This window comes from Serratia sp. LSHTC3 (assembly GCF_057197125.1).
Window position 1 is genome coordinate 1,245,425 of record NZ_JBXUNP010000001.1, and the last position, 22,401, is coordinate 1,267,825.

Here is a 22,401-nt window from a genome sequence, read left to right on the forward strand (position 1 = left end):
CATCGCGGGAAAGAATGTGAAATATTTGCTGATTTTTTTGTTGGTTCTGGTGATCTTCGTGATTTCCGTCACCTTAGGTGCGCATAACGATCAGGTGGTCAATTTTAACTATCTGGTTGCGCAGGGCGACTATCGCGTATCGACCCTGTTGGCCACGCTGTTTGGTGCCGGTTTCGTTCTCGGCTGGATCATTTGCGGCCTGTTCTACCTGCGCACGCGTATTGCGCTGGGTCGCGCCGAGCGCAAGATCAAAAGGCTGGAGCTGCAGCTTGAGCAGCCCGCTGAACCGGCGGCTCAGCCTGTTGTCAGCAAGGAATAATCCTCTATGTTAGAACTGCTGTTTCTGTTGCTGCCCGTGGCTGCCGCGTACGGTTGGTACATGGGGCGCAGAAGCGCTCAGCAGGATAAACAGCAAGAAGCCAACCGCCTGTCGCGCGAATACGTGGCAGGGGTGAACTTTCTGCTCTCCAACCAGCAGGACAAGGCGGTCGATCTGTTCCTCGACATGTTGAAAGAGGACAGCAACACCGTTGAAGCCCACCTGACGCTGGGTAACCTGTTCCGTTCGCGCGGTGAAGTCGACCGCGCCATCCGCATCCATCAGGCCTTGATGGAAAGCGCCTCCCTGACCTTCGAACAGCGCCTGCTGGCGGTGCAGCAGCTGGGCCGCGACTATATGGCGGCCGGGCTGTACGACCGCGCGGAAGACATGTTCAGCCAGTTGACTGACGAAGCGGATTTTCGCGTCTCGGCGCTGCAGCAACTGCTGGTGATCCATCAGGCGACCAGCGACTGGCAGAAAGCGATCGACGTGGCGGAAAAACTGGTCAAGCTGGGCAAAGAGAAGCAACGCGTCGAGATCGCGCACTTTTACTGTGAGTTGGCGCTGCAGGCAATGGGCAGCGACGATCTCGATCGGGCAATGAGCCTGCTCAAGCGCGCGGACGCCGCCGATAAACAGTGTGCGCGCGTGTCCATCATGTTCGGGCGCATCTACATGGCGCAAAACGACTACGCCAAAGCGGCAGAGTCGCTGCAACGCGTACTGAGCCAGGATAAAGAGTTGGTCAGCGAAACGCTGCCGATGCTGCAGGAATGCTACACGCATCTGCCGGAACAACAGCACAACTGGGCCGATTTTCTTAAGCGCTGCGTGGAAGAGAACACCGGCGCCACTGCCGATCTGATGCTAGCCGAGATCATCGAGCGGCACGAAGGGCGCGACGTGGTGCAGGTCTATATCAACCGTCAGCTGCAGCGTCATCCCACTATGCGGGTGTTTTATCGGCTGATGGATTATCACCTGGCGGACGCTGAAGACGGCCGGGCGAAAGAGAGTCTGCTGCTGTTGCGCGATATGGTCGGCGAGCAAATTCGCACCAAACCGCGTTACCGCTGCCACAAATGTGGCTTCACCGCGCACTCGCTCTATTGGCATTGCCCGTCGTGCCGCGCCTGGTCATCGGTCAAACCGATACGCGGTCTGGACGGGCAATAACGCGGCGGAGCGGCAAAAAAAACGGGGCGAAAATCGCCCCTTTTTTTATGTTCATCACTTACTTTTTCTTGCCGCCTTTGGCGCCGGTTTTCAACAGCTGACGCAGTTTCTTCAGCTCTTTCTGGCTCAGCGGCTGTTCAATCTCTTCTTCGGTGCTTTGATTGTCGATTTCGCCGTGGTGCAGCTCATCCGCCTTTTTGGCCGGTTTCTCTGCTTTGGTGGCGGGCGCGCTGAAACTGCTTTCCAGGCGCTGGCACACTTCCACGCTCAACGAAAATTCGTTTTCAGCGGCGGCGGCGCGGATTTTTTCCTTCAGTTCCAGAGGAATTTTAATGGTAAGTGTCGATATCTCGCTCATTTTGAAAGCCTTTCTGCAGGAAGATGCCTTCAAGCTAAGCCACTGACGATCGGGTGTCTAGTGTGTAATAAAAATTTAATATTTTTGTAACAAAGCAGGGCGAGGAAAATGCGGTTTTTTCAGGCGGCAAACAGAGGCAGGGCCCGAACGTTCGGGCCCTGTACCGGAAACATTATTTGTAGATGATCGCGGTGCCGCTCAACATGTTGTTACCACCGGCGGAGATGATGCGGTAGCTGCTGGCGCCCTGGGCATCCGCTTTAGCGGCCAGTTTTTTCTCCAGGCTGCTGAGGGTGGTTGCGTGGCCTGCGGAAACGATGCCGGCGGCGGTCAGGTTATCGGCCTGCTGGCTGCTGATCGGTTCAGCGGCGAAGGTGGCGAAAGAGGTCAGTGCGATAGCGGCTGCGGCTGCAAAATATTTGATGGTTTTCATGGGTGACTCCAGTCTGTTTATTTAGGAAGGAAGCCATTCGCTTCCGATGGGGTGAATAATAAAGCATCCGTGCCGATTGAAAATCTGATAATGCTGAGCAAGTCATTCAAAATATCTGATTAACAATTTACGCATCTTTACGGCGTTTTACGCTGCGTGGTTTATTGCTGACGGGCGTTCATTGACGCGCCATGACAAAGGCGGGAGGTAACATGACAGAGCGTAGGTGCGCGCTGCGGCTGGGATTTCGGGCCTCCGACATGTAGAATGCGGCGGTCAGTTTCGCGGGTGAGTCCCTGATTATCTCCATTTTACAAAAGGTAGAAGAAATGAAGTCTGAAAATAACGCTAATAACAATGACTTAAAATCATCTCCAATCGTTGTGGCGTTAGATTACGCCGATAAGAACGCTGCGCTGGCGTTCGCCGACCGTATCGATCCGCAAGACTGCCGGCTGAAAGTGGGCAAAGAAATGTTCACGCTGTTTGGGCCGCAACTGGTGCGCGATCTGCATGGGCGCGGTTTCGACGTGTTTCTCGACCTGAAATTCCACGATATTCCCAATACCACTGCGCATGCGGTAGCGGCGGCGGCCGAACTGGGCGTTTGGATGGTTAACGTCCACGCCAGCGGCGGCGCGCGCATGATGACTGCCGCTAAAGAAGCGCTGGCGTCATTCGGGACGGATGCGCCGCTGTTGATCGCCGTAACCGTGCTCACCAGCATGGAAGCGGAAGACCTGCGCGGCATCGGCATCGAGGCTAGCCCGGCGGAACACGCCGAGCGCCTGGCGCGCCTGACCCGCGACTGCGGGCTGGACGGTGTGGTGTGTTCGGCACACGAAGCGCAGCGGCTGAAGGCGGCCTGCGGGCAGGCTTTCCAACTGGTGACGCCGGGGATCCGCCCTGAAGGCAGCGCGGCGGGCGATCAGCGTCGTATCATGACGCCGGTGCAGGCGCAGGCCGCCGGCGTGGACTATATGGTGATTGGGCGTCCGATCACCCAATCTGCCGATCCGGCCGCGACGCTGCGCGCGATCCGCGCCTCTTTGGCCTGAGGAAGCGATGATGAATGACGATAACAGTCGTCTGGTGTATTCCACGGACACCGGTCGCATCAAGCAGGAAGAGGTTAAACCGCAACGCGCCAAGGGCGATGGCGTTGTGCGCATCCAGCGCCAGACCAGCGGCCGCAAGGGGAAGGGCGTGTGCCTGATTACCGGCGTCGATCTGGATGATGCCGCGCTCGATAAACTGGCGGCCGAGCTGAAAAAGAAATGCGGCTGCGGCGGCTCGGTGAAAGACGGGGTCATCGAGATCCAGGGCGATAAACGCGATCTGCTCAAACAGCTGCTGGAAGCCAAAGGCATGAAGGTCAAACTGGCGGGCGGTTGAGGTGAATCGCCATGCCGCGGTGCAATGCTGCGGCATGGCTAGAGGTTGTTGCTGCCGGGGGTTAACCCGTTAACGGCGAAAGAACCATAGACTTAACGTAAAACAGACCTGAAATCATCGTTATTGGTTAATACGTCAAAGCGCCAAGTCGCTTTTGCCCGCCTGTCGGCGGAGGAACATCGGGCAGGTTATTTGCCAACCTGGTGACCGATGATGCCGCCCACCGCTGCCCCACCCAGCGTGCCCAAAGCGCTGCCGTTGGTCAGCACTGCGCCGCCGACTGCACCGGCGCCGGCGCCGATGGCGGTGTTGCGATCGCGTTTGGACATGTTGGAACAGGCGCTCAGTGAAAACGCCAGAGTCAGAGCCAGAGCGGCGGTGGCGAAACGTTTATTGATAATCATCATAATGACTTCTCCTTAGCATTGGCTATATGGAAGTGCCTTATAAGTATAGGCGTTAACCATAAATCAGGCCTGCTGTTGATTCCCATACGGTATCGATATAAAAAATGGCATTTTTTGTTAACGGCCGAATAATTAGCGGGTTACGGCCCAAAAGTTACCGAAGCTGAGTATAGGTTTCTCGGGAAGGATAAACAGGTAAATAGTCTTAAAATCCCGCTGCGCAAGGGGAAAGACGCGCGGCGTGGCCCGCGCGGTGCGGCGGTGGTCTGCGTTATTCGTTGACCAATTCCACCTGTACGCCCTGGCGTTTCAGCTGATGCTGATACTCCAGCGCCAAACGTGAATCGGTGATCACCCGGCTGATTTGCCCCGGCTGCGCCAGCGGATTGGGCTGGATCTGGCCGAATTTGCTGGAGTCCGTCAGCACGATATTCTCCACGCCCTTGGCCAGTACCGCGCTGACCACATCGGCGCGCATCATGTCGCGGCCGGTAAAGCCGGTTTCGGCCTGAAAGCCGTCAATGCCGATAAACGCCTTATTGAAATGCACCTGCTGAATGCACAGCCGCGTCAGCGGGCCGACCACGGTCTCGCTTTTCTTCTGGTACATGCCGCCCAGCACAATCACGTCGCAGTCGGTTTCTTTCAGCAGGTTGGCGATGTAGTGGCTGACGGTGATCAGCGTAATGCGCTTGTGTTCGGCGATGTAGCGCGCCAGCAGGGCGTTGGCGCTGCCGCTCTCGATAAAGATCGTCTCGCCGTCGTTGACCTGCGCGGCGGCGTATTGCGCCAGCCGCTGCTTGAGGGTGAAATTGGACATCATGCGGGCGTCGACGTCGTCGCTCTCCAACGCCACGGCGGAACCGTGCACCCGCTTCAGATAACTGCGCTTTTCCAGCAGGTTGAGATCCTGCCGGATGGTGACTTCCGAGACGCCCGAGGCGCGCGCCAGCTCATTGACGCTGATCCGCCGGCGATCGTTAACCAACTGCAATATGGTCTGTTGTCGTAAATTCATATCGGCCTGATGATGCGGCCGCCAAGGCGCGGCCGCTAAGAGTCAAAGGTTTAAAGAGTATGTTCTGTGCGCGTAATAATATCATCCTGCGCCTCAGGGGATAATGCGGTAAAGAAGGCGGAATAGCCAGCTACGCGAACCACTAAATCACGATATTGGTCAGGGTGTTGCTTCGCCGCCAGCAGCGTTTCGCGCGACACGATGTTGTACTGCACATGCCAGCCGCGGTAGCTCTCGAAGAAGGTGCGCAACATCAGCATCAGCTTTTCCCGATCGCGCGGGTTGTCCAGCGTCGCCGGGTTAAGCTTTTGGTTGAGCAGCACGCCGCCGAGGATCGCCTCGGTCGGCAACTTGGCGAGCGAATTGAACACCGCCGTCGGCCCCAGATGGTCGGTGCCGGACGCCGGACTGGCGCCTTCCGCCAGTGGCGTGTGCGCCTTACGTCCATCGGGCGTGGCCAGGGTGGCAGAGCCGAACGGCACGTTGGCCGAAATCGACGAGGTGCCGGCGTAGTAACCGCCGCCGATCGGCCCGCGGCCGAAGCGGGTGTTGCGATACTGCTTCAGTTCTTCGATATAGGTTTGGTAGGCGCGCACCAGCAGCCAATCGACCTCGTCCACGTCGTTGCCGTATTTGGGCGCGGCGTTGAGCAGCCGCTGGCGCAGCTGCTCGCCATCCAGCCCGGCGAAGTCTTCGGCCAGCGCCGTCGCCAACTGCTGCTGGCCGATCGTCCCCTGGTCGAACACCAGTTTGCGCACCGCCGCGAGGCTGTTGCCCAGGTTGGCGATGCCGACCTGCAGGCCGGAAACCCAATCGTATTTGGCGCCGCCTTGCTTGATGCTTTTACCGCGTTCGATGCAGTCATCCACCAGCGCGGAACAGAGGATATCGTGGGCGTTCTCCTCCAGCACGCTGTCCACCACGCACTCGATCTCGATCGACTTGCGCGTGTAGTAGCGGATTTGCCGATCCCAGGCGGTTAAGACCTGCTCGAAATCGGCGAAGTTTCCTTTGGACAGCGCCTGTTCCTGTGGCAGGAAGATCTGCCCGGAGGTCGCGTCGCGGCCCTGTTCCAGCGCCGCCAGCAGCACGCGGGCGAAGTTGATGAAGCTCATGCCGGTGCAGCGATAGCCCCATTTTCCGCCGACGGCGGTCTCGATACAGCCGATGGCGGCGTAGTCGTAAGCGTCTTGCGGTTCGACCCCCAACTTGATGAACTCGGGAATGACGATTTCGTCATTATTGAATGCCGGCATGCCGAAGCCGCAGCGGATCACCTGCACGCAGGCGTCGAGGAAGTCGGCGCTCATCCCGGCATGGTAACGCACGCTGAGGTTGGGCTGGGTGGAGCGCAGGCGGCCGCAGGACTCGAGAATGGCGTAGGACAGCGGGTTGACCGCATCGCACGGCCGGCCGTCGATCAGCTTCTGTCCGCCGATGGTGACGTTCTGGTACAGCGGGCTGCCGGCGGAAGCCTTGGAATGCGAGCCGGAGCGGATCTTGTTGACCTCCAGCAGCTTCAGCCAGCAGCTGTGCAACAGCTCGATGGCGTCTTCCCGCGCCAGGTTTTGCTCCAGCTCCACGTCGCGCCGATACCAGGGATAGAGATACTGATCGAGGCGGCCAAAGGAAACCGAATGGCCGTTGGATTCGATCTGCAACGTCAGCTGGATGAAATAGCACAGCTGCAGCGCCTGCCAGAAGGTTTGCGGCGGGCGATGGGCGATCCGGTCGCAGTTGTCTGCGATAGCCAGCAGCTCGGCGCGCCGCCAGTCGCGGGCTTCGTTTTGCGCCATGTCGCGCGCCAGGCGAGCGAAGCGCAAGATGTGTTCGCTCAGCGCCGTCAGCACAATATCGATAGCGTTGAGAAACTGCGCCTTGTGCAGATCTTCCCACTCGGTCAGACGCAGGCGGCTGCGGCGCGCGTTCACCTTTTCACGCAGGCCATCGAGGCCTAACTCCAGCAGCAGCGGGAAGTTGACCGCCAGATGGGCGTCCCCGGAGGTCATATTGCCCTCGGCCTTGATGATGCCGGTGGCCAGCAGCGCCTTTTGTTCGTCGGTAAACATGCCGTAGCAGCGATCCTGCACCGTTTGGCCGCGCCACCAGGGGCACAGACGATGCAAAATTGCCTTGTTCTCGTCGCTGACCGAAAAACCGGCGCCCGGCCGGTCGGCCAACTGGTCTATTTCGTTTTCTATCCAGCCGACGGTGTATTCGGGGAAGATCGGCGCGGCGCGCAGCTCGCTGGCCTGGTTGCCGACGATCAGCTCGTCGTTGGCGATCCAGATGCTGCGTTTCGCCAGATGGTTGGCCAACGCCAGGGCGCGGCGCACCGGCAGCGGCTTGTCCTGATGCTGCTGATAGGCCTCGGTATAGTGCTGCGCGCGTTCGGTGCACACCGGCGGTTTGACGATGTGAATCAGCGCATTCTTATGCGCCTGGATACGGGCGCTCAGGGTAGTCAAATCCAACGTGGTCATGGTGTTATCCTCGCAAAATGGCGGTCAGGCCCTTGGCGCCGGCATAGTCTTCGGCGAAGGCCAGCAGGTCGGGTGCGTCCAGTGGCGTGCGGGCGGCACGGTAGGATTCGCCGAGCAGGTGGTACTTGTTGATGCCAAGCGTGTGGTACGGCAGAAAGTGGATCTCCGACACGCCGATCTCGTCGGCGGCGAAGTCGACGATGGCACGGACAGAGCGGCGATCTGCGTTGAAATCGGGGATCAGCGGCACGCGTACGGTCATTTGCGCGCCGTGCGCCGCCAGCCGACGAAAATTGCTCATCACCCGGCGGGCGGAACCGCCGGTCCAGGCTCTGAAGCGCGCTTCGTCGGTGTGTTTGAGATCGGCCAGCAGCAGATCCAGCCACGGCAGCGAAGGGGCGATATAACGCCATGGGACGTGCAGGCAGGATTCGACGGCGGTGTGGATGCCGGCCTCGCGGCCGCGCCGCAGCAGGTCCGCCGCGATGTCCGGCTGCATAAAGGGTTCGCCGCCGGACAGCGTTAAACCGCCGCCGCTGCGCAGGTAGAAAGGCTTATCCCGCATCACCTCGGCCATGATATCGTCGGGGTTGATCGGGCTGCCGCACAGACTGAGTGCGCCGGTCGGGCAGGCGGCGGCCAGGGCGGCATAATCGTCTGCGCTAATCAGCTCGCGTTGCAGCGTCAGCGGCCCGTCGGTGCGTTGCAGCCCTTGCGGACAACGCTCGGCGCACAGCGTGCAGCCGCTCAGGCACAGACGTTCGTCAAACAGCAGGTCTGCGTGGCGCGAGCGGCTTTCCGGGTTCTGACACCACCGGCAGCTCAGCGGGCAGCCTTTTAAAAAGACCACGCTGCGGATGCCCGGGCCGTCATGGGTCGAGTAGCGCTGCACATTGAAGATCATGAGTCACCCGTTTGGCGTTGCTGTATCTTTCGCCATTAAAGATGTTTCGAATGAAAGTTGAATTGATTTTGATCAAAAGTTAGCGCGGTTTTTGCCCTATGATGATCAGAGTTTGAATCCGCCTACAGAACATGACACAGGAGTCCGTGATGGAGCTTTATCTCGATACCGCCGATGTGACCGCGGTAAAACGCCTGGCGCGCATTCTGCCGCTGCACGGCGTCACCACCAACCCGAGCATCTTGGCGAAGGAAGGCAAGCCGATCTGGGAAGTGCTGCCCGCGCTGCGCGACGCTCTCGGCGGCACCGGCAAGCTGTTTGCACAGGTGATGGCGACCGATGCGGAACGTATGGTGGCGGAGGCGGCGCTGCTCAGCCAGCGGGTACCGGGGCTGGTGGTGAAAATCCCGGCGACCGCCGAAGGGCTGGCGGCGATCAAGAAGCTTAAAACGATGTCCATTCCGACGTTGGGCACCGCGGTGTACGGCGCTGCACAGGGGCTGTTGGCGGCCTTGGCCGGGGCGGAATATGTGGCGCCTTACGTCAACCGGGTGGACGCGCAGGGCGGCGACGGCATCGAAATGGTGCACGAGCTGCAGCAGCTGTTGAGCCTGCATGCGCCGTCGGCGCAGGTGCTGGCCGCCAGTTTCAAAACGCCGCGCCAGGCGCTGGAGTGCCTGTTGGCGGGCTGCCAGGCCATCACGCTGCCGGTGGACGTGGCGGAGCAGTTCCTGAATGCGCCGGCCGTACAGGCCGCGGTCGAGAAGTTCGAGCAGGATTGGCAGGGGGCGTTCGGCAGCAGCCTGCTGAACTGATGGCCTGCGTCTATTCCTCGGTGCTCACACTATTATCGCTAAAGGATGGCGGCTACGCGCCATCCTCCTTTCATTATCCATTATCGGCTTTCCTTTCACTTAATTTTCGCTGAACTGTTTATTTTCCGCACGATCTCTCTTTCGGGAAAAATCGATTGATTTTCGCCCTTATCGGCTCATAATTCGTCACTAAAGCAGTGTCATTACAATTATTTAAATTATTTATAATATTGCACCAATAAATTTATTGAAATAATAATGATGGGGAGCCAAGGATGCGCTCAAATTACGTTCGTGCTGTGCCTTGTTTTATTCGCTATGGTCTGTCGGGATTGTTGCTCGGCGCCGTGCCGTTTTTTGCCGCCTCCGCCTCTGCGGCTGAGGCTTTCAGCCAGGGCGCGGCGACTATTGATGCCCGTGAACAGCTGCGTCAGCAAGAGCGAGAACGCGCCCTGCAGAACCAAAACACCCCTCAGGCCGATGCGCGCGTGGCTGCCCCTGAGCGGGTGCTGCCCGATTACCCTCCTCACGAAAAACCCTGTTTTACCATCAACCGGTTGGCGCTCGTCGGCGAGTCGGCCGAACGCTTTCAGTGGGCGCTTGCGGCCGCCAACGATGCCAAAGGCCGTTGCCTGGGCGGGCGGGGGATCGTGCTCGCTATCAACAAGGTGCAAAATGCCATTTTGGCCAAAGGCTACGTCACAACTCGGGTGATGGCGCAGGAGCAGGATCTGACTCAGGGCACGTTGACACTTACGTTGCAACCCGGGCGCATTGGCGCCGTCCGCTTTGATGAGCCGGTTTCCTGGCGTGGACGGTTGTGGAACGCCGTTCCGGCCTCGCGCGGCGATCTTCTTAACCTGCGCGATATCGAGCAGGGGCTGGAGAACTTCAGGCGGGTGCCCAGCGCCAATGCCGACATTAAAATCGTGCCCGGCGCCCAGGAGGGCACCAGCGATCTGCAGGTCAACTGGCACGAGGGGCGCCCGGTGCGGCTCAGTCTGGGACTGGACGACAGCGGCTCCAAAAGCACCGGGCGCTATCTTGGCTCGGCCACCCTGGCTATTGATGCCCCGTTTGCGCAAAATGACCTGTTCTACGCCAACATCGGCAAGGATTTATTCCAACACGGGCCGTTCGGCAACCGTTCGCATACGCTGAACTATTTCTTCCCGGTGGGATATTGGGCCTTCTCGGCCAACTATAACGACTACACCTACCATCAGAACATCCCCAACGCCAATGAGGTGCTGCGCTACAGCGGCAAGAGCGACAACTTTCAGTTGACCGTTTCCCGGTTGCTGTACCGCGACCAATCGCACAAGACCACGCTCAACCTGCGCGGCTATCGCAAGCACTCGACCAACTATGTGGAAGACATCGAAATGGCCCAGCAAAAGAGGCGGACAGCGGGCTGGGAGATTGGACTGAACCAGCGCAGTTACCTCGGGCGCAATACGCTGGATGCGTCGTTAGCTTGGCGGCGCGGCACCGGCGCCCTGGGAGCGCTGCGCGCGCCGGAGGAAGCCAATCACAACGGTTCGGCGCGTACCGGCATCCTGCTCGGGGATGCGGGGTTCAACATACCGTTCTCCTGGGGCGAGCAGCCGTGGCGGCTGTATACCAGCGTGCGCGGCCAGTGGAGCTCGAACGCGCTGACGCCGCAGGAGCGGATGGCCATTGCCGGGCGCTACACGGTGCGCGGTTTTGACGGCGAGCAGATGCTGTCTGGCGAAAAAGGCCTGGTCTGGCGTAACGATATCGCCTGGAATGTGTTTGCCCGCGGTCAGGAACTCTATCTGGCCGCCGACTACGGGCGGGTGGACGGCCCGAATACGCGAGGCTTGCCGGGGCGGCAATTGGCGGGCAGCGCGCTTGGGGTGCGCGGCGCCTTATGGGGGCGACTCAGCTATGACCTGTTTGCCGGCATTCCTTTGTACAAGCCTGCGGGTTTCCACACCTCGGGTGCCACGGCCGGCTTCAGCGTTAACCTGGAAATCTGAACGCGGGCCAAGCATTAGTGGCGGCTTGCCTGACGTTGACCGTAACGGATTGATATTGATCACGGATGTGACCCATGAATAAACATTGCTATCGCCTTATTTTCAGTCGCACTCACGGGGAACTGCGGGTGGTTTCCGAACTGGCCCGCAGCTGCAGCACCGAATCGGGGCAAAGCCGCAGTGCGGGCGCCCCCCGCCTGTGGGTGACGGTGCGGCGCTCAGTGTGGATGCTGGGGCTGGCCTTGTTCGCCGGGCCGGCGATGGCTGACGGCATTGTGGCGGACGGTGCCGCCAATCCTTCTCTGCGGCCGGAGGTTATCGCCACGCAAAATGGGCTGTCGCAGGTCAATATCACGGCCCCCAATCAGGCAGGGATATCGCATAACCAATATCAACAGTTCGATGTTGACGCCAAAGGCGCCATCCTCAATAACTCGGCGGTGATGACAGCGACCCAGATGGCCGGGATGATCCAGGGCAACCCGAACCTCACCCCCAACGCTGCGCCGGCCAGAGTGATCCTCAACGAAGTCAACAGCAATAACCCCAGCCAGCTGCGCGGCTTTTTGGAAGTGGCCGGCGGCAAGGCGCAGGTGATCGTGGCTAACCCGGCGGGGATCGTGTGCAACGGTTGCGGTACGATCAACGCCGGGCGCATGACGCTGACGACCGGCAAACCGCAGATGAACGCCGACGGCAGCATGGCAGGTTATCAGATCGAACGCGGCGTGGTGCGCGTTGAGGGCGGCGGCCTCAACGGCGATGCCCGTCACGATACCGAATATGTAGACATTATGGCACGCGCGGTCGAGATCAACGCCGGCGTTTGGGCCAAGGAGAGCGTGTCGGTGGTGGGCGGCCGCAACCGGGTGAGCGCAGACGGCAAAACGGTGACGGCGCTGGCGGATGACGGCGGCGCCAGACCGGCGCTGGCAATAGACATGGGTCAGATGGGGGGCATGTACAGCGGTAGCATTCGCATGATCGGCACCGAGGCTGGCGTCGGCGTGCGCAACCAGAATGGGCAAGTGCAGGCAGGTAAAACGCTCACCGTCAGCAGCGAAGGCAAGCTCAGTTGGCGGTCTGATGCGCCGGATGCCGCCACGCAGTCCGGCGGCGACACCAAACTGGCGGCGAAAGGCGACATCGAGTATCGCGGCAAATTGCACAGCGGCGGTCAGCTGGCCGTGCAGAGCCGGGAGGGGACGCTGACGCAGTCCGGCACGCTGGCGGCGGCCGGGGATGTGCGGCTTGACGCCGCGCACGGCATTCAAAGCAGCGGCCATCTGCTGGCGGGCAGCGATGTCGACAGCCGGATTGTGCGCGACGCGAGCCTGCGCCTTGACAGCCAGGGCGACATTCGTGCCAGCGGCAGCTTACTGAGCAAAAGGGCGGTTAGCGCCAGCGGGCGCCGCGTTGATCTCAGCGGTGCGCAGGTGGCGGCGGCTCATGCCTCGCTGGCGGCCCGGCAGGGCGGCGTGGTGTTGCGCCAATCGACCGTCGATAGCGGTGAGTTTACCGTGAACACCCCGGGTGATGTGGACGCCCGGCAGGCTCAGTTCAAAACCGGGCGCTGGCAGGTTGATGCCAACAATGTGTTTGGCCAGGGGGCCGTCTGGTCCCAAACCGGCGGTGGCGAAAGTCGTTTCAGCCTGGGCGGTGAGCTGAATAACAGCGACGGCACCATTGAGAGCCGCCAGCTTGATCTCAAGGCGGCGGCGTTGACCAACCAGCGCGGCCGCCTGGTGGCGCTGGGCGACGCGGCGCAGCACTGGCGGATCGGCGGCCTGCTCGACAACAGCGACGGTGAATTGGGCGGCAACGGCGATCTGCGGCTGGATGCCGGCAGGCTTGATAACCAGGGCGGCAAGATAACAACGCCGGGTCAGTTGGTGGTTCAGGCGGGCGGTGCGATCAACAACGCCGGCGGCGGCCTGTTCGCCGGCCAGGCCCTGGAGCTCGAAGCGGGCGGCGAACTGAACAACCAGTCCGGAACGGTGGACGGCAGCCGGGTGCGGCTGACGGCGCAGCATCTGAATAACGTGCAAGGAAAGCTCGTCAGCCAGCGCAATCTCGATCTGACCGCCGGCCGCGTGGGCAACCGGGGCGGCCTTATCGGCGCAGGAGAGAAACTGGATCTTCACGCCGGTGACTGGGACAACCGCGGCGGTACGGTGCAAGGTGAAACGGCCGTTACGGCAACGGCAACTACCCTCAGCAACGACGGTGGCAAGTTGCTGTCCGGCCAAGCGTTAATTCTGAACACCGTGGGCCCGGCGACTAACCGCGCGGGTGAAATCAGTGGCGCGGCGCTGACGGTGAGCACCGGCCGGCTCGATAATACGCAGGGCAAGGTTATTGGCCTGCAGCGGCTTGAGCTGCACGCTCGCCTGGGATTGGACAATGCCCAGGGGCTGCTGGGTGCCGGCCAGACATTGACCATGCGCACCGATGGCGCGCTGAATAACCGCCACGGCACGATCTCGGGGCACGGGCAAACCCACATAGCGGCTGGGAGTGTGCACAACGAGGCCGGAAAGGTGCTGGGCGGGCAACAACTGGTGCTGAACAGTGCGGCAGAGTTGGTGAACCTCGAGGGCGAAATCAGCGGGGAATCGCTCACGCTGGCGGCACAGCAGGTGGATAACGGCCAGGGCAAAGTGGTGGCTCGTCAGGGGCTGGAGCTGACGACGCAACGGGAACTGAACAACGCGGCCGGCTGGCTTGAGGCCGGCAACGCCCTCGTCGTGCAGGCCGGCGGTGACTGGGATAATCGCGGCGGCGGCGCGCAAGGCGGTCGGCAGGTTGCTGCCTCGGTGCGCACTCTCGACAATACCGGCGGCAGCCTGCAGTCCGGCGGCGATCTCCGTTTGGATGCCGCAGGCGATGTCCGCAATCAAATCGGTAAGCTGACCGCACAGCGATCGTTGGCGGTTAATGGCGGCGCCGCCAGCCTGTTTGACAACGACGGCGGGTCGTTGCAAAGCGGCGGCGATCTGTCGCTGCAGGGTGGCCAGTTGACCAACCGCGCTGCGGGGGTGGTCTTCAGCGAGCAAGGGCTTGCCCTTAACCTGGCCGGCGGCTGGGATAACCAGGGGGGCACGTTTACCGGCAATGGGCGCGCCGAGGTACGCGCCGCCGGGCTGAACAATGCCCAGGGGGCGATCAATGCGCTGGGCAGCCTGGATATGCAATTCACCGGCGCGCTGGATAACCGCCGGGGCAGGATTTTCAGCACGTTATCCCAGGCCCTCACGGCGCAGGACATATACAACGCCGAGGGCTGGATGGGCAGCCAGGGCGGCTGGCACGCCGTCAGCGGCGGTTTTGACAACGCGCAAGGCAGCGTACAAAGCCAGCAGGATGCGCAGCTGTCGGCGGGCTGGCTGAACAATGCCAAAGGGGGGCTGCAGTCGGCGGCGGATTTGGTGCTGCGCGTTGCGCAGGATGTCGATAACCGTGGCGGTAAGGTCTCGGCGCAGGGGCAGCTTGCTGTGATGGGTGCCAAAGACGGCGAACACGCCGGCGCCATCGATAACGCAGGTGGTCAGTGGCTGGCTGGCGAGGGGCTGAGTATCGCCGCCCGTGCACTCGACAATACGCAGGGCGGGCTGCTCTACAGCCAGAAACAACAACGCCTTGCGCTGAGCGACGCGCTGAACAACCGCGATGGGAAAATGCAAAGTGGCGAGGCGCTTCAACTCGACGCGCAAACGCTGAACAATGTCGGCGGTCAGCTCGAGGGCCAGCAACAGGTGGCGCTGCGTATTCTCGGCATGTTTGATAATACCGGCGGCGCGGTGCGCAGCAATGGTGAACAGCAGGTGTCGGCGGCTGGCATTGTGAACCGTCAGGGCATATTCAGCAGCCGGAGCGGCCTTGATCTGGCCACGGCGCGGCTGGAAAATACCGGCGGCACGCTCATCAGCCAGGGAACGGGCGCCTACCGCATCGGTACGCTCAACAACCAACAGGGCAAGGTGCACAGCGGTGGGGCGCTCACGCTCGACGGCGCCCAGGTGAATAATCAGGGTGGGCAGCTGGTTTCGACCCAGCGGTTGACGCTCAGAGCTGCAGAGATAGACAACAGCGCTCAAGGAGCGCTGAGCAGCCAGGCGGCGTTGGAGGTGCAGGCTGAGCGCCTGAACAACCGCGACGGCGGCCTGATCCGCGGCTCTGCCCAGACCGACATCGCCGCGCGCGACATCGACAACACGGCTGGGCGGCTTCAGAGCGTCGGTCCGCTCACGCTCACGAACGTGGCCTCGCTGGACAACCGCCAGGGGCAACTCCTCGCCAACGGCGATCTTGGCATTAACGCCGGCCTGTCGCCGGCCGATTCGCCGCTGGTATTGCTTAACCAGGGCGGGCGGCTGGAGAGCGCCGGCCAACTTACCCTGCATGCGCGCACGCTGGATAATCAACACGGCAACTTGGTGGGATTGCAGGCGCTGAACCTGTCTGCGCAGCAGGACTACACCCGCCAGGCCGGCGAAAATATCAGCAGTAACGGCACGGTGACGCTCTCCCTGAACGGCGCCTTTATCAACCTGGTGGACTGGTTGCTGCCGGGCAATCTGGTGCTCAATGCGGCCAGCATCGCCAATCCGGCATCGCTGGTGGGCAAGACGCTACAGCTGACGACCGGGGCGTTGCAGAACACCGGGCGTATTGAGGCTGACAGCATGACGCTGAACGTCGATACCCTGGACAACGCCGCGGCGCTGATGGGGGACGCTATCACCGTGCGTGGGCGTGTTATCGACAACCACGGTCAACCTGCGGTGATGGCGGCGACCCAAAGCCTGACGGTGCAGGCCGGTGAACGCCTGACCAACCGGGATGGGGCACTGATCTACAGCGCCGACCGTCTGCAGCTGCACAGTGATGACCTGATTGAAAACCGGGCGAGCTTTATCGAAGCTGACGGTGATGCCACCGTCGAGGCTCGGCGTCTTGATAACCTGCGCGAAGGGCTGGTGATTGAGCGTGACGCCGAGAAGAGCGATTACAAATGGCATCGCTACAACTACTACTGGCGCTCCTATGGTTCGGCGGTCAACCCCGATAAAAGCACCATGGCGCCAACCACCCAACAGCTGAGCTTTCAGGATGACGCGGTGGCCCAGAACAATCGCTACGGCACCCTGCTGGCTATTGATGCGGCGGGCAAACGCGCGCAGGTGCGGGTCAAGGACAATAAGGGCGCACTTACCGACCTGTGGGTTAACTACCTGGCGCTCAAGCCGAATGCCGACGGCAGCTATGCCATGACGTTCTACGAAACGCGTGGGGGAAATCAGCTGGCAACCATCCCGACGCCTTATCAAAACGGCTTCCATTGGGAGCATGACTGGACGCAGGTGATGACGTGGGATCCCGAGAAGCATGTCGATATTGACAGTGCGCCGTTCGTCACCGATTACAACAACTTCCGCGAACGTACCGAGACCGGCACGCTGACGCGCGACAGGCTGGTCTCCGAGGGCATCGGCGCGCGTATTCTGGCGGGCGGCAATATGGTGCTGCGCATCACCGGGCAACTGCTTAATGACGCCAGCGTCATTACCGCCAACGGCAACCTGACGCAGGACGGCGGCGGCAGCCTGGACAACCGCGGTTACTCGGTTAACGAACGGCGCCAGGCGGTTATCGTCGACCACTATGACAAGGACACGCATCACTGGTATCCGACGTTCAACCGAGACGAGACCACGGCGCTGGCGACCGTTGACGGCGTGATCACCGGCAGTGGCACGGTCACCATCAATGGGGCTCGCATCACTAACATCACGGTCAATCAGGCGCAAATCAGCCAACTTGAAGCGGCATTAAACGCCGTGGATGCCGAACGCGCCGAACTGGAACGCAATCCGCTGGGCTTTGCGGTAGAGGGCGCTGGTATCCAGAATGGTGACACGGCGCTTGCTCCGGGCGAGCAAATGACAAGACCGGGCGCCATGCCGTCTTCGCCGCTGGGGCGTCCGCTGTTGCCGTCTGAGCTGGCGTTAACGCAGTTACAGCATCTGGGCAATGTGGCTACCGCGATCCCCAATAACGCGTTGTTCAGCCAACCTACGGCGGCCGGCAGCCCGTTCCTGGTGGTGACCGACGAACGCTTTACCCGCCGCGACAACTTCATCAGCAGCGACTATATGCTCGAGCGTGTGGGCTATGATCCTGCGCAGGTTCATAAACGCCTTGGAGACGGTTTTTACGAACAGCGGCTGGTGCGCGAGCAGGTGCTGGCGCTGACCGGCAAGCCGTCTATCAGAGGTGAAGATGCGATGGCGCAGTACCAGCAACTGATGAACAACGGGGCGAAGGTGGCGCAGGACTTCCATCTGGTGCCGGGCGTGGCTTTGACGCCGGAACAGATTGCGGCGCTGCAGCAGGATATTGTCTGGCTGGTGAGCGAGACGGTGCAAACCGCCGAAGGCCCGCAAACGGTGTGGGTGCCGAAGGTGTATCTGGCGCAGACCACGTTGCGCCTGACCGGCGATGGTGCGGTGATTGGCGGCGGTAGCCTGCAGCTCTCGGCAAACAGTGTCACCAATGCCGGCAATCTGTTTGCCGATAAGGCGCTAACCGTTGATGCCGGGCAGTTCCTGCACCAGGGCGGTGATATCAAGGCCGGCAGCATTGACGTGCGAGCCGACAGTCTGACCCTGAGCAATAATCTGCAGGAGGCGCTGCGCCAGGCGACGATGAACGCCGGCGATATTCGTCTCAGCGGCGCCGATATCACCCTCTCGGGGGCGAAACTCGATGCGACCGACACGCTCAGCCTGAGCGCGCGCAATGACCTGACCATCACCACCGCCAAAAGCAGCCATATCGCCGACCTTGAGGTTATCTCGGGGGCAATGGGTAACCGCACCCGTGGCGGCACGGAAGCGGCAGGCTCCCGGATGGCGCGCGTGAGCGGCGAATGGCAGCAAACACAGGGGAGCGAGCTTAACGCCGGCGGCAACCTTAACCTTTCGGCCGGACGGGACGTTACGTTCGCTGGCAGCCAGGCCAAGGCCGGCGGCAGCACCCGCGTACAGGCCGGCGGCGATATCGCTATCAGGGCCGAGAACACCACCAATACCACGCATCTGGCTGCCAACAGCCGTACGTCATCAGTCAGCAACGATCGCCAGGAAGAGCGCCTGACATTAAGTGCACTCGGCGGCGACCAAGGCGTCACCCTGGTGGCGGGCAACCAACTGCTGGCCGAAGGCGCGCAGGTTGACAGTAAAGAAGGGCGTATCGGCATCAGCGCGCAGGACGTGACCGTTAAAGACGCGCGCAGCCGCACGCAAGATCTGGACAGCGAAAATAAACGCGAGGGCAAAACCAAAAGCCATCGCATCGAACAAACCGAGCGCGAAATCAGCACCGGCAGCACCTTCAGCGGACGCGACGGCGTGACGGTAGTCGGGCGAGAGGGCGACGTCACCATTACCGGCAGCACCCTGCACAGCGACCAGGGCGTCATCGCCCTGCAGGCGAAAAACGATGTCACCCTCAATACGGCTACCGAGCGAGAGTCGCGCTACAGTGAGGAGCGTTCGGAGAAAAAAGGCTTCCTGAAAAAAAGCAGCAGCCACAGCGTAGCGCGCGATGCCACCACGCGTGAGAAAGGCACGCTGCTGAGCGGCGACAGCGTCAGCGTCAGCGCCGGTAATGATCTGACGGTCACCGGCTCGGCCATTGCCGCCGACCGGGACGTGAACCTGCAGGCCGGCCGTAATGTCGATATCGGAGCGGCCACCGAGACCGATACGCATTACCTGCTGGAAGAGAAGAAAAAGAGCGGCCTGCTGGGTAGCGGCGGCATCGGCTTCACGATAGGCAAGCAGTCGAGCAAACACGAAATCGACGAGAAAGCCACCACCCAGAGCCAAAGCGTCAGTACCGTCGGCAGCAGCCAGGGCAGCGTCAATATCACGGCGCGCAACCAACTGCACATTGGCGGTGCCGACCTGGTGGCGGGCAAGGATCTGGCCCTGACCGGCGACAGCGTGACTATCGATCCTGGCTACGATCAACGCACGCGCAAAGAAACCTTCGAGCAAAAGCAGAGCGGCCTGAGCGTGGCGCTGTCGGGCACCGTGGGCGGCGCGCTCAACACCGCCGTCAGCACTGCGCAGCAGGCGAGAAAGGAAGGCGATGGGCGCCTGAACGCGCTGCAAAACACCAAGGCGGCGCTGTCCGGCGTGCAGGCGGCGCAAGCCGTTGAGCTCGACAAACTCAATACAGATGCAGGGAAAGGCGCCACCAACACGGTGGGCATCAGCGCCTCCTACGGCAGTCAGTCGTCGAAGAGCGAAATCCGCACCGACAGCCGCCAGTCGCAAGGCAGCACGCTCACCGCCGGGCAAAACCTGTCGATAACGGCGCAGGGCAATAACCACAGCGCACAGAGTGGCGATATCGCCATCGCCGGCAGCCAGCTGAAAGCGGGTAAAGACCTGTCGCTCGATGCGGCGCGGGACATCAGCCTGCAGTCTGCGCAGAACAGCGAAAGCACCGTTGGCAAGAACAGCAGCAAAGGCGGCAACGTTGGCGTCGGTATCGGCGCCGGCTCGGGTGGTTATGGCATCAGCGTCTCGGCCGGCGTCAATGCCGGCAAGGGGCATGAGAGCGGCAACGGCCTGACCCATACCGAAACCACCCTGGATGCGGGCAGCCATCTCAGCCTGACCAGCGGCCGCGACACCAAATTGAAAGGCGCGCAGGCCAGCGGCGAAAAGGTTACCGTCGACGTGGGCCGTGACCTGACGCTGCAAAGTGAACAGGATAGCGACCGCTATGATGCCAAACAGCAAAACGCCAGCGCGGGCGGCAGTTTCACCTTCGGCTCGATGACCGGCTCCGCCAACGTGAGCGCCAGCAAGGACAAGCTGCACAGCAACTTCGACTCGGTAAAAGAACAGACCGGGCTGTTTGCCGGCAAAGGCGGGTATGACGTCAAGGTCAAAGAGCATACCCAGCTCGACGGCGCGGTGATAGCCAGCACGGCAGACAAAGAGAACAACCGCCTCGATACCGGCACGCTGGGTTGGAAGGACATTCACAACCAGGCGGACTACAGCGCGACGCACAGCGGCGGCAGCTTCAGCACCGGCGGGCCGGTGGGCAAAGAGCTGTTGACCAACACGGCCGGCGGCATGCTGTCGGGCGCCAACAACAGCGGGCACGCCGAGGGCACGACAAAAGCCGGGGTCAGTGAGGGAACGCTGATAGTCCGTGACACCGACAAACAGCAGCAGGATGTGGCGCAGCTAAACCGGGATACCGAACATGCCAACGACGGCAGCATCAGCCCGATATTCAACAAGGAGAAGGAGCAGAACCGGCTGAAGCAGGCGCAGCTTATCGGCGAGATTGGCGGCCAGACGATGGACGTCATCCGCACGCAGGGCGAGATTGCCGGGCTGAAGGCACAGAAAGACCCGGCGGCGCTGGCGCAGGCCAGGGAGCAGCTTGAGAAGAGCGGCAAACCGACGAACGATGCGGCGGTGATGAAGCAGGCGTACGACAACGCGATGCGGCAATACGGTACCGGCAGCGACTTGCAGAAGGCGGCGCAGGCGGTGACGGGAGCGCTGACGGCGCTGGCGGGCAATAACCTGGCGGGCGCGCTGGCGAGCGGTGCCTCGCCGTACCTGGCGACGGAAATCAAGAAACGGGTCGGTGAGGATAATATCGCCGCCAACGCAATGGCACACGCTGTGCTGGGGGCGGTGACGGCGCAGCTGAACAACCAGTCAGCCGCCGCAGGGGGACTGGGTGCGGGCGGCGGGGAACTGGCGGCGCGCTACATTGCCGGCCAGCTGTACCCGGGCAAAACGGCGCAGCAGCTGAGCGAAAGCGAGAAACAGCAGGTCAGCGCGCTGAGTCAGTTGGCCGCAGGGCTTGCAGGCGGGCTGGCGACGGGGGATACTGCGGGAGCGGTGACCGGCGGGCAGGCAGGGAAGACGGCGGTTGAGAATAACTTCCTCAGTACGACATCTTCAACGAAACGGGATGAGTTGGCAGAGAAAGTGCTGCAAGGTGATAAAACACTGCAAACCGCAAAAGAGTTTTTACAGTTGGAAAATGCCGATCAACGTAGTGATGCACTGGTCGCCAAATTCAACAAAGATCCGACAGGGATGACATCGGGAGAACGCGCTGAGTTGACCAGTTATCTGATGGTCTACGCTGCCGAAATGCAGGCTCAGTACGGTGAGGCAGTCACTAAAGAACTGATTACGGGAATGCTGACAGGGCAGGATTATCTGAAATCAGCCCCGCAGACTGAAGCCCAGCAAAAAGCGCAAACCATCATGAATACCTGGGGCTACCATAAATCCAATGCGAGTATTGGGGATCCTGTGGTTCTGTATGGTCTGGGGCCGCTGGGGAACTCAATCAAGGCTGGGATGCTAGGCAATGCGGCGATAGGCGTTGGTGTTAATACAGCCGTTCAACTTGGTGGTAAAGATCCCTTTAACTACGTTGATGCGATACTTGCCGGTGTTACTGCCGCAGCTACTACAGGTAAAGGCATAGGTGTATCTGCTGGAATCAATATGGGCGGAGCAGCTTTGGGTAGTGCTGTTAACGGCGAGAATCCTATTGGTGCAGTGATTGGCGCAGGAGCGGGTTCTCTGATAGGAAGTGGTACCACTAAGCTTGTTACAGAAGGTATGTCAGCAACAGCGAAAGAAGGAACAAAAGAGCTAGTGGGTGCGGTTAGTGGTTCTGCTGCAAGTGAAGTAGTAGGTGGAATTGTGAAAGATGGCATTAATGCAGCGGAGAAAAAAGATGATAAAAAGTAATTTAAGTCAGTTAATAACTCTTGTTCTACGTTGTATTTTATTGTTTTTTTTTCTTGTAATTATTGGAAATTTAATAGGTTCCGTCATCGTCTATTTTAAGTTGGGCCATTTCTCTTTTGAGTGGAAAGACGTTGCTATTACTTCTTTCAAAAGAAGCCTTTTACCGGGTGCTGTCTTAGGGATCGGTATTTGGATCAAAGGTATATTGCAGGAGAAAAAAAATCTTGGTTGACTATAGAATCCCTGCCAGTTGGCCGGGATTTTGCTTTTATG

14 protein-coding genes are annotated in these 22,401 nt (G+C 60.6%); 8 read left to right on the forward strand and 6 right to left on the reverse strand.

The genetic code is table 11. The features are described 5' to 3' along the window. The first annotated feature begins 16 nt into the window (after positions 1 to 16). Both AC2CGI_RS05985 and lapB read left to right on the forward strand, forming a co-directional pair. On the forward strand, positions 17 to 319 hold the full coding sequence (locus tag AC2CGI_RS05985) for a LapA family protein (RefSeq protein WP_004930650.1): 303 nt from the start codon (positions 17 to 19) through the stop codon (positions 317 to 319). Between the two features lie 6 nt (positions 320 to 325). Then, positions 326 to 1,498, forward strand: coding sequence for a lipopolysaccharide assembly protein LapB (gene lapB / locus AC2CGI_RS05990; RefSeq protein WP_021503814.1), 1,173 nt, complete (start codon positions 326 to 328; stop codon positions 1,496 to 1,498). A 58-nt stretch (positions 1,499 to 1,556) separates the two neighbouring features. Here lapB and AC2CGI_RS05995 read toward each other — a convergent pair whose 3' ends face one another. Further along, positions 1,557 to 1,856 (reverse strand): Arc family DNA-binding protein, encoded by a 300-nt coding sequence (locus AC2CGI_RS05995; protein ID WP_015378033.1) that lies wholly within the window; start codon positions 1,854 to 1,856, stop codon positions 1,557 to 1,559. A gap of 172 nt (positions 1,857 to 2,028) precedes the next feature. Beyond that, positions 2,029 to 2,289: a multiple stress resistance protein BhsA gene (gene bhsA / locus AC2CGI_RS06000; protein WP_004930642.1), complete on the reverse strand. Its 261-nt coding sequence runs from the start codon at positions 2,287 to 2,289 to the stop codon at positions 2,029 to 2,031. Between the two features lie 329 nt (positions 2,290 to 2,618). Between bhsA and pyrF the strand changes: the two genes are divergently transcribed. After that, positions 2,619 to 3,347: an orotidine-5'-phosphate decarboxylase gene (pyrF, locus tag AC2CGI_RS06005; protein ID WP_004930640.1), complete on the forward strand. Its 729-nt coding sequence runs from the start codon at positions 2,619 to 2,621 to the stop codon at positions 3,345 to 3,347. A 10-nt stretch (positions 3,348 to 3,357) separates the two neighbouring features. Then, entirely contained in the window at positions 3,358 to 3,684 is a 327-nt protein-coding gene (gene yciH, locus AC2CGI_RS06010) for a stress response translation initiation inhibitor YciH (protein ID WP_021503812.1), read from the forward strand. 188 nt (positions 3,685 to 3,872) lie between these two features. On the opposite strand, the gene osmB is transcribed toward yciH, so the two are convergent. The 4 genes from osmB to AC2CGI_RS06030 all read right to left on the reverse strand — a co-directional run bounded on the left by osmB (position 3,873) and on the right by AC2CGI_RS06030 (position 8,496). Continuing rightward, a complete protein-coding gene (gene osmB, locus AC2CGI_RS06015; protein WP_004930634.1) occupies positions 3,873 to 4,091 on the reverse strand; it encodes an osmotically-inducible lipoprotein OsmB in 219 nt (72 codons plus the stop codon). Positions 4,092 to 4,362: 271 nt separating this feature from the next. Beyond that, entirely contained in the window at positions 4,363 to 5,109 is a 747-nt protein-coding gene (locus AC2CGI_RS06020) for a DeoR/GlpR family DNA-binding transcription regulator (protein WP_044031124.1), read from the reverse strand. 50 nt (positions 5,110 to 5,159) lie between these two features. Further along, positions 5,160 to 7,592, reverse strand: coding sequence for a formate C-acetyltransferase/glycerol dehydratase family glycyl radical enzyme (locus AC2CGI_RS06025; RefSeq protein WP_484593937.1), 2,433 nt, complete (start codon positions 7,590 to 7,592; stop codon positions 5,160 to 5,162). A gap of 4 nt (positions 7,593 to 7,596) precedes the next feature. Continuing rightward, complete coding sequence (locus tag AC2CGI_RS06030; protein ID WP_046687150.1) at positions 7,597 to 8,496, reverse strand: glycyl-radical enzyme activating protein; 900 nt, start codon at positions 8,494 to 8,496, stop codon at positions 7,597 to 7,599. 149 nt (positions 8,497 to 8,645) lie between these two features. Here AC2CGI_RS06030 and fsa point away from each other — a divergent pair, with 149 nt between their 5' ends. The 4 genes from fsa (at position 8,646) to AC2CGI_RS06050 (ending at position 22,360) form a co-directional block, all read left to right on the forward strand. After that, positions 8,646 to 9,311, forward strand: coding sequence for a fructose-6-phosphate aldolase (gene fsa / locus AC2CGI_RS06035; protein ID WP_076740782.1), 666 nt, complete (start codon positions 8,646 to 8,648; stop codon positions 9,309 to 9,311). 275 nt (positions 9,312 to 9,586) lie between these two features. Further along, the gene (locus AC2CGI_RS06040; protein WP_076740783.1) at positions 9,587 to 11,314 is read left to right on the forward strand and encodes a ShlB/FhaC/HecB family hemolysin secretion/activation protein; all 1,728 of its coding nucleotides are present in this window, start codon (positions 9,587 to 9,589) and stop codon (positions 11,312 to 11,314) included. 74 nt (positions 11,315 to 11,388) lie between these two features. Further along, a complete protein-coding gene (locus AC2CGI_RS06045) occupies positions 11,389 to 22,128 on the forward strand; it encodes a hemagglutinin repeat-containing protein (protein ID WP_484593938.1) in 10,740 nt (3,579 codons plus the stop codon). After that, the gene (locus AC2CGI_RS06050; RefSeq protein WP_075686845.1) at positions 22,115 to 22,360 is read left to right on the forward strand and encodes a hypothetical protein; all 246 of its coding nucleotides are present in this window, start codon (positions 22,115 to 22,117) and stop codon (positions 22,358 to 22,360) included. Before AC2CGI_RS06045 ends, AC2CGI_RS06050 begins: the two co-directional genes overlap by 14 nt. Positions 22,361 to 22,401: the final 41 nt, after the last annotated feature.

What these genes read in the sequence shown, in the direction of transcription:
- lapB (WP_021503814.1), top strand. Translation starts at nt 326, where the DNA reads ATGTTAGAACTGCTGTTTCTGTTGCTGCCCGTGGCTGCCGCGTACGGT.
- AC2CGI_RS05995 (WP_015378033.1), bottom strand. Translation starts at nt 1,856, where the DNA reads ATGAGCGAGATATCGACACTTACCATTAAAATTCCTCTGGAACTGAAG.
- bhsA (WP_004930642.1), bottom strand. Translation starts at nt 2,289, where the DNA reads ATGAAAACCATCAAATATTTTGCAGCCGCAGCCGCTATCGCACTGACC.
- pyrF (WP_004930640.1), top strand. Translation starts at nt 2,619, where the DNA reads ATGAAGTCTGAAAATAACGCTAATAACAATGACTTAAAATCATCTCCA.
- yciH (WP_021503812.1), top strand. Translation starts at nt 3,358, where the DNA reads ATGAATGACGATAACAGTCGTCTGGTGTATTCCACGGACACCGGTCGC.
- osmB (WP_004930634.1), bottom strand. Translation starts at nt 4,091, where the DNA reads ATGATGATTATCAATAAACGTTTCGCCACCGCCGCTCTGGCTCTGACT.
- AC2CGI_RS06020 (WP_044031124.1), bottom strand. Translation starts at nt 5,109, where the DNA reads ATGAATTTACGACAACAGACCATATTGCAGTTGGTTAACGATCGCCGG.
- AC2CGI_RS06025 (WP_484593937.1), bottom strand. Translation starts at nt 7,592, where the DNA reads ATGACCACGTTGGATTTGACTACCCTGAGCGCCCGTATCCAGGCGCAT.
- AC2CGI_RS06030 (WP_046687150.1), bottom strand. Translation starts at nt 8,496, where the DNA reads ATGATCTTCAATGTGCAGCGCTACTCGACCCATGACGGCCCGGGCATC.
- fsa (WP_076740782.1), top strand. Translation starts at nt 8,646, where the DNA reads ATGGAGCTTTATCTCGATACCGCCGATGTGACCGCGGTAAAACGCCTG.
- AC2CGI_RS06040 (WP_076740783.1), top strand. Translation starts at nt 9,587, where the DNA reads ATGCGCTCAAATTACGTTCGTGCTGTGCCTTGTTTTATTCGCTATGGT.
- AC2CGI_RS06045 (WP_484593938.1), top strand. Translation starts at nt 11,389, where the DNA reads ATGAATAAACATTGCTATCGCCTTATTTTCAGTCGCACTCACGGGGAA.
- AC2CGI_RS06050 (WP_075686845.1), top strand. Translation starts at nt 22,115, where the DNA reads ATGATAAAAAGTAATTTAAGTCAGTTAATAACTCTTGTTCTACGTTGT.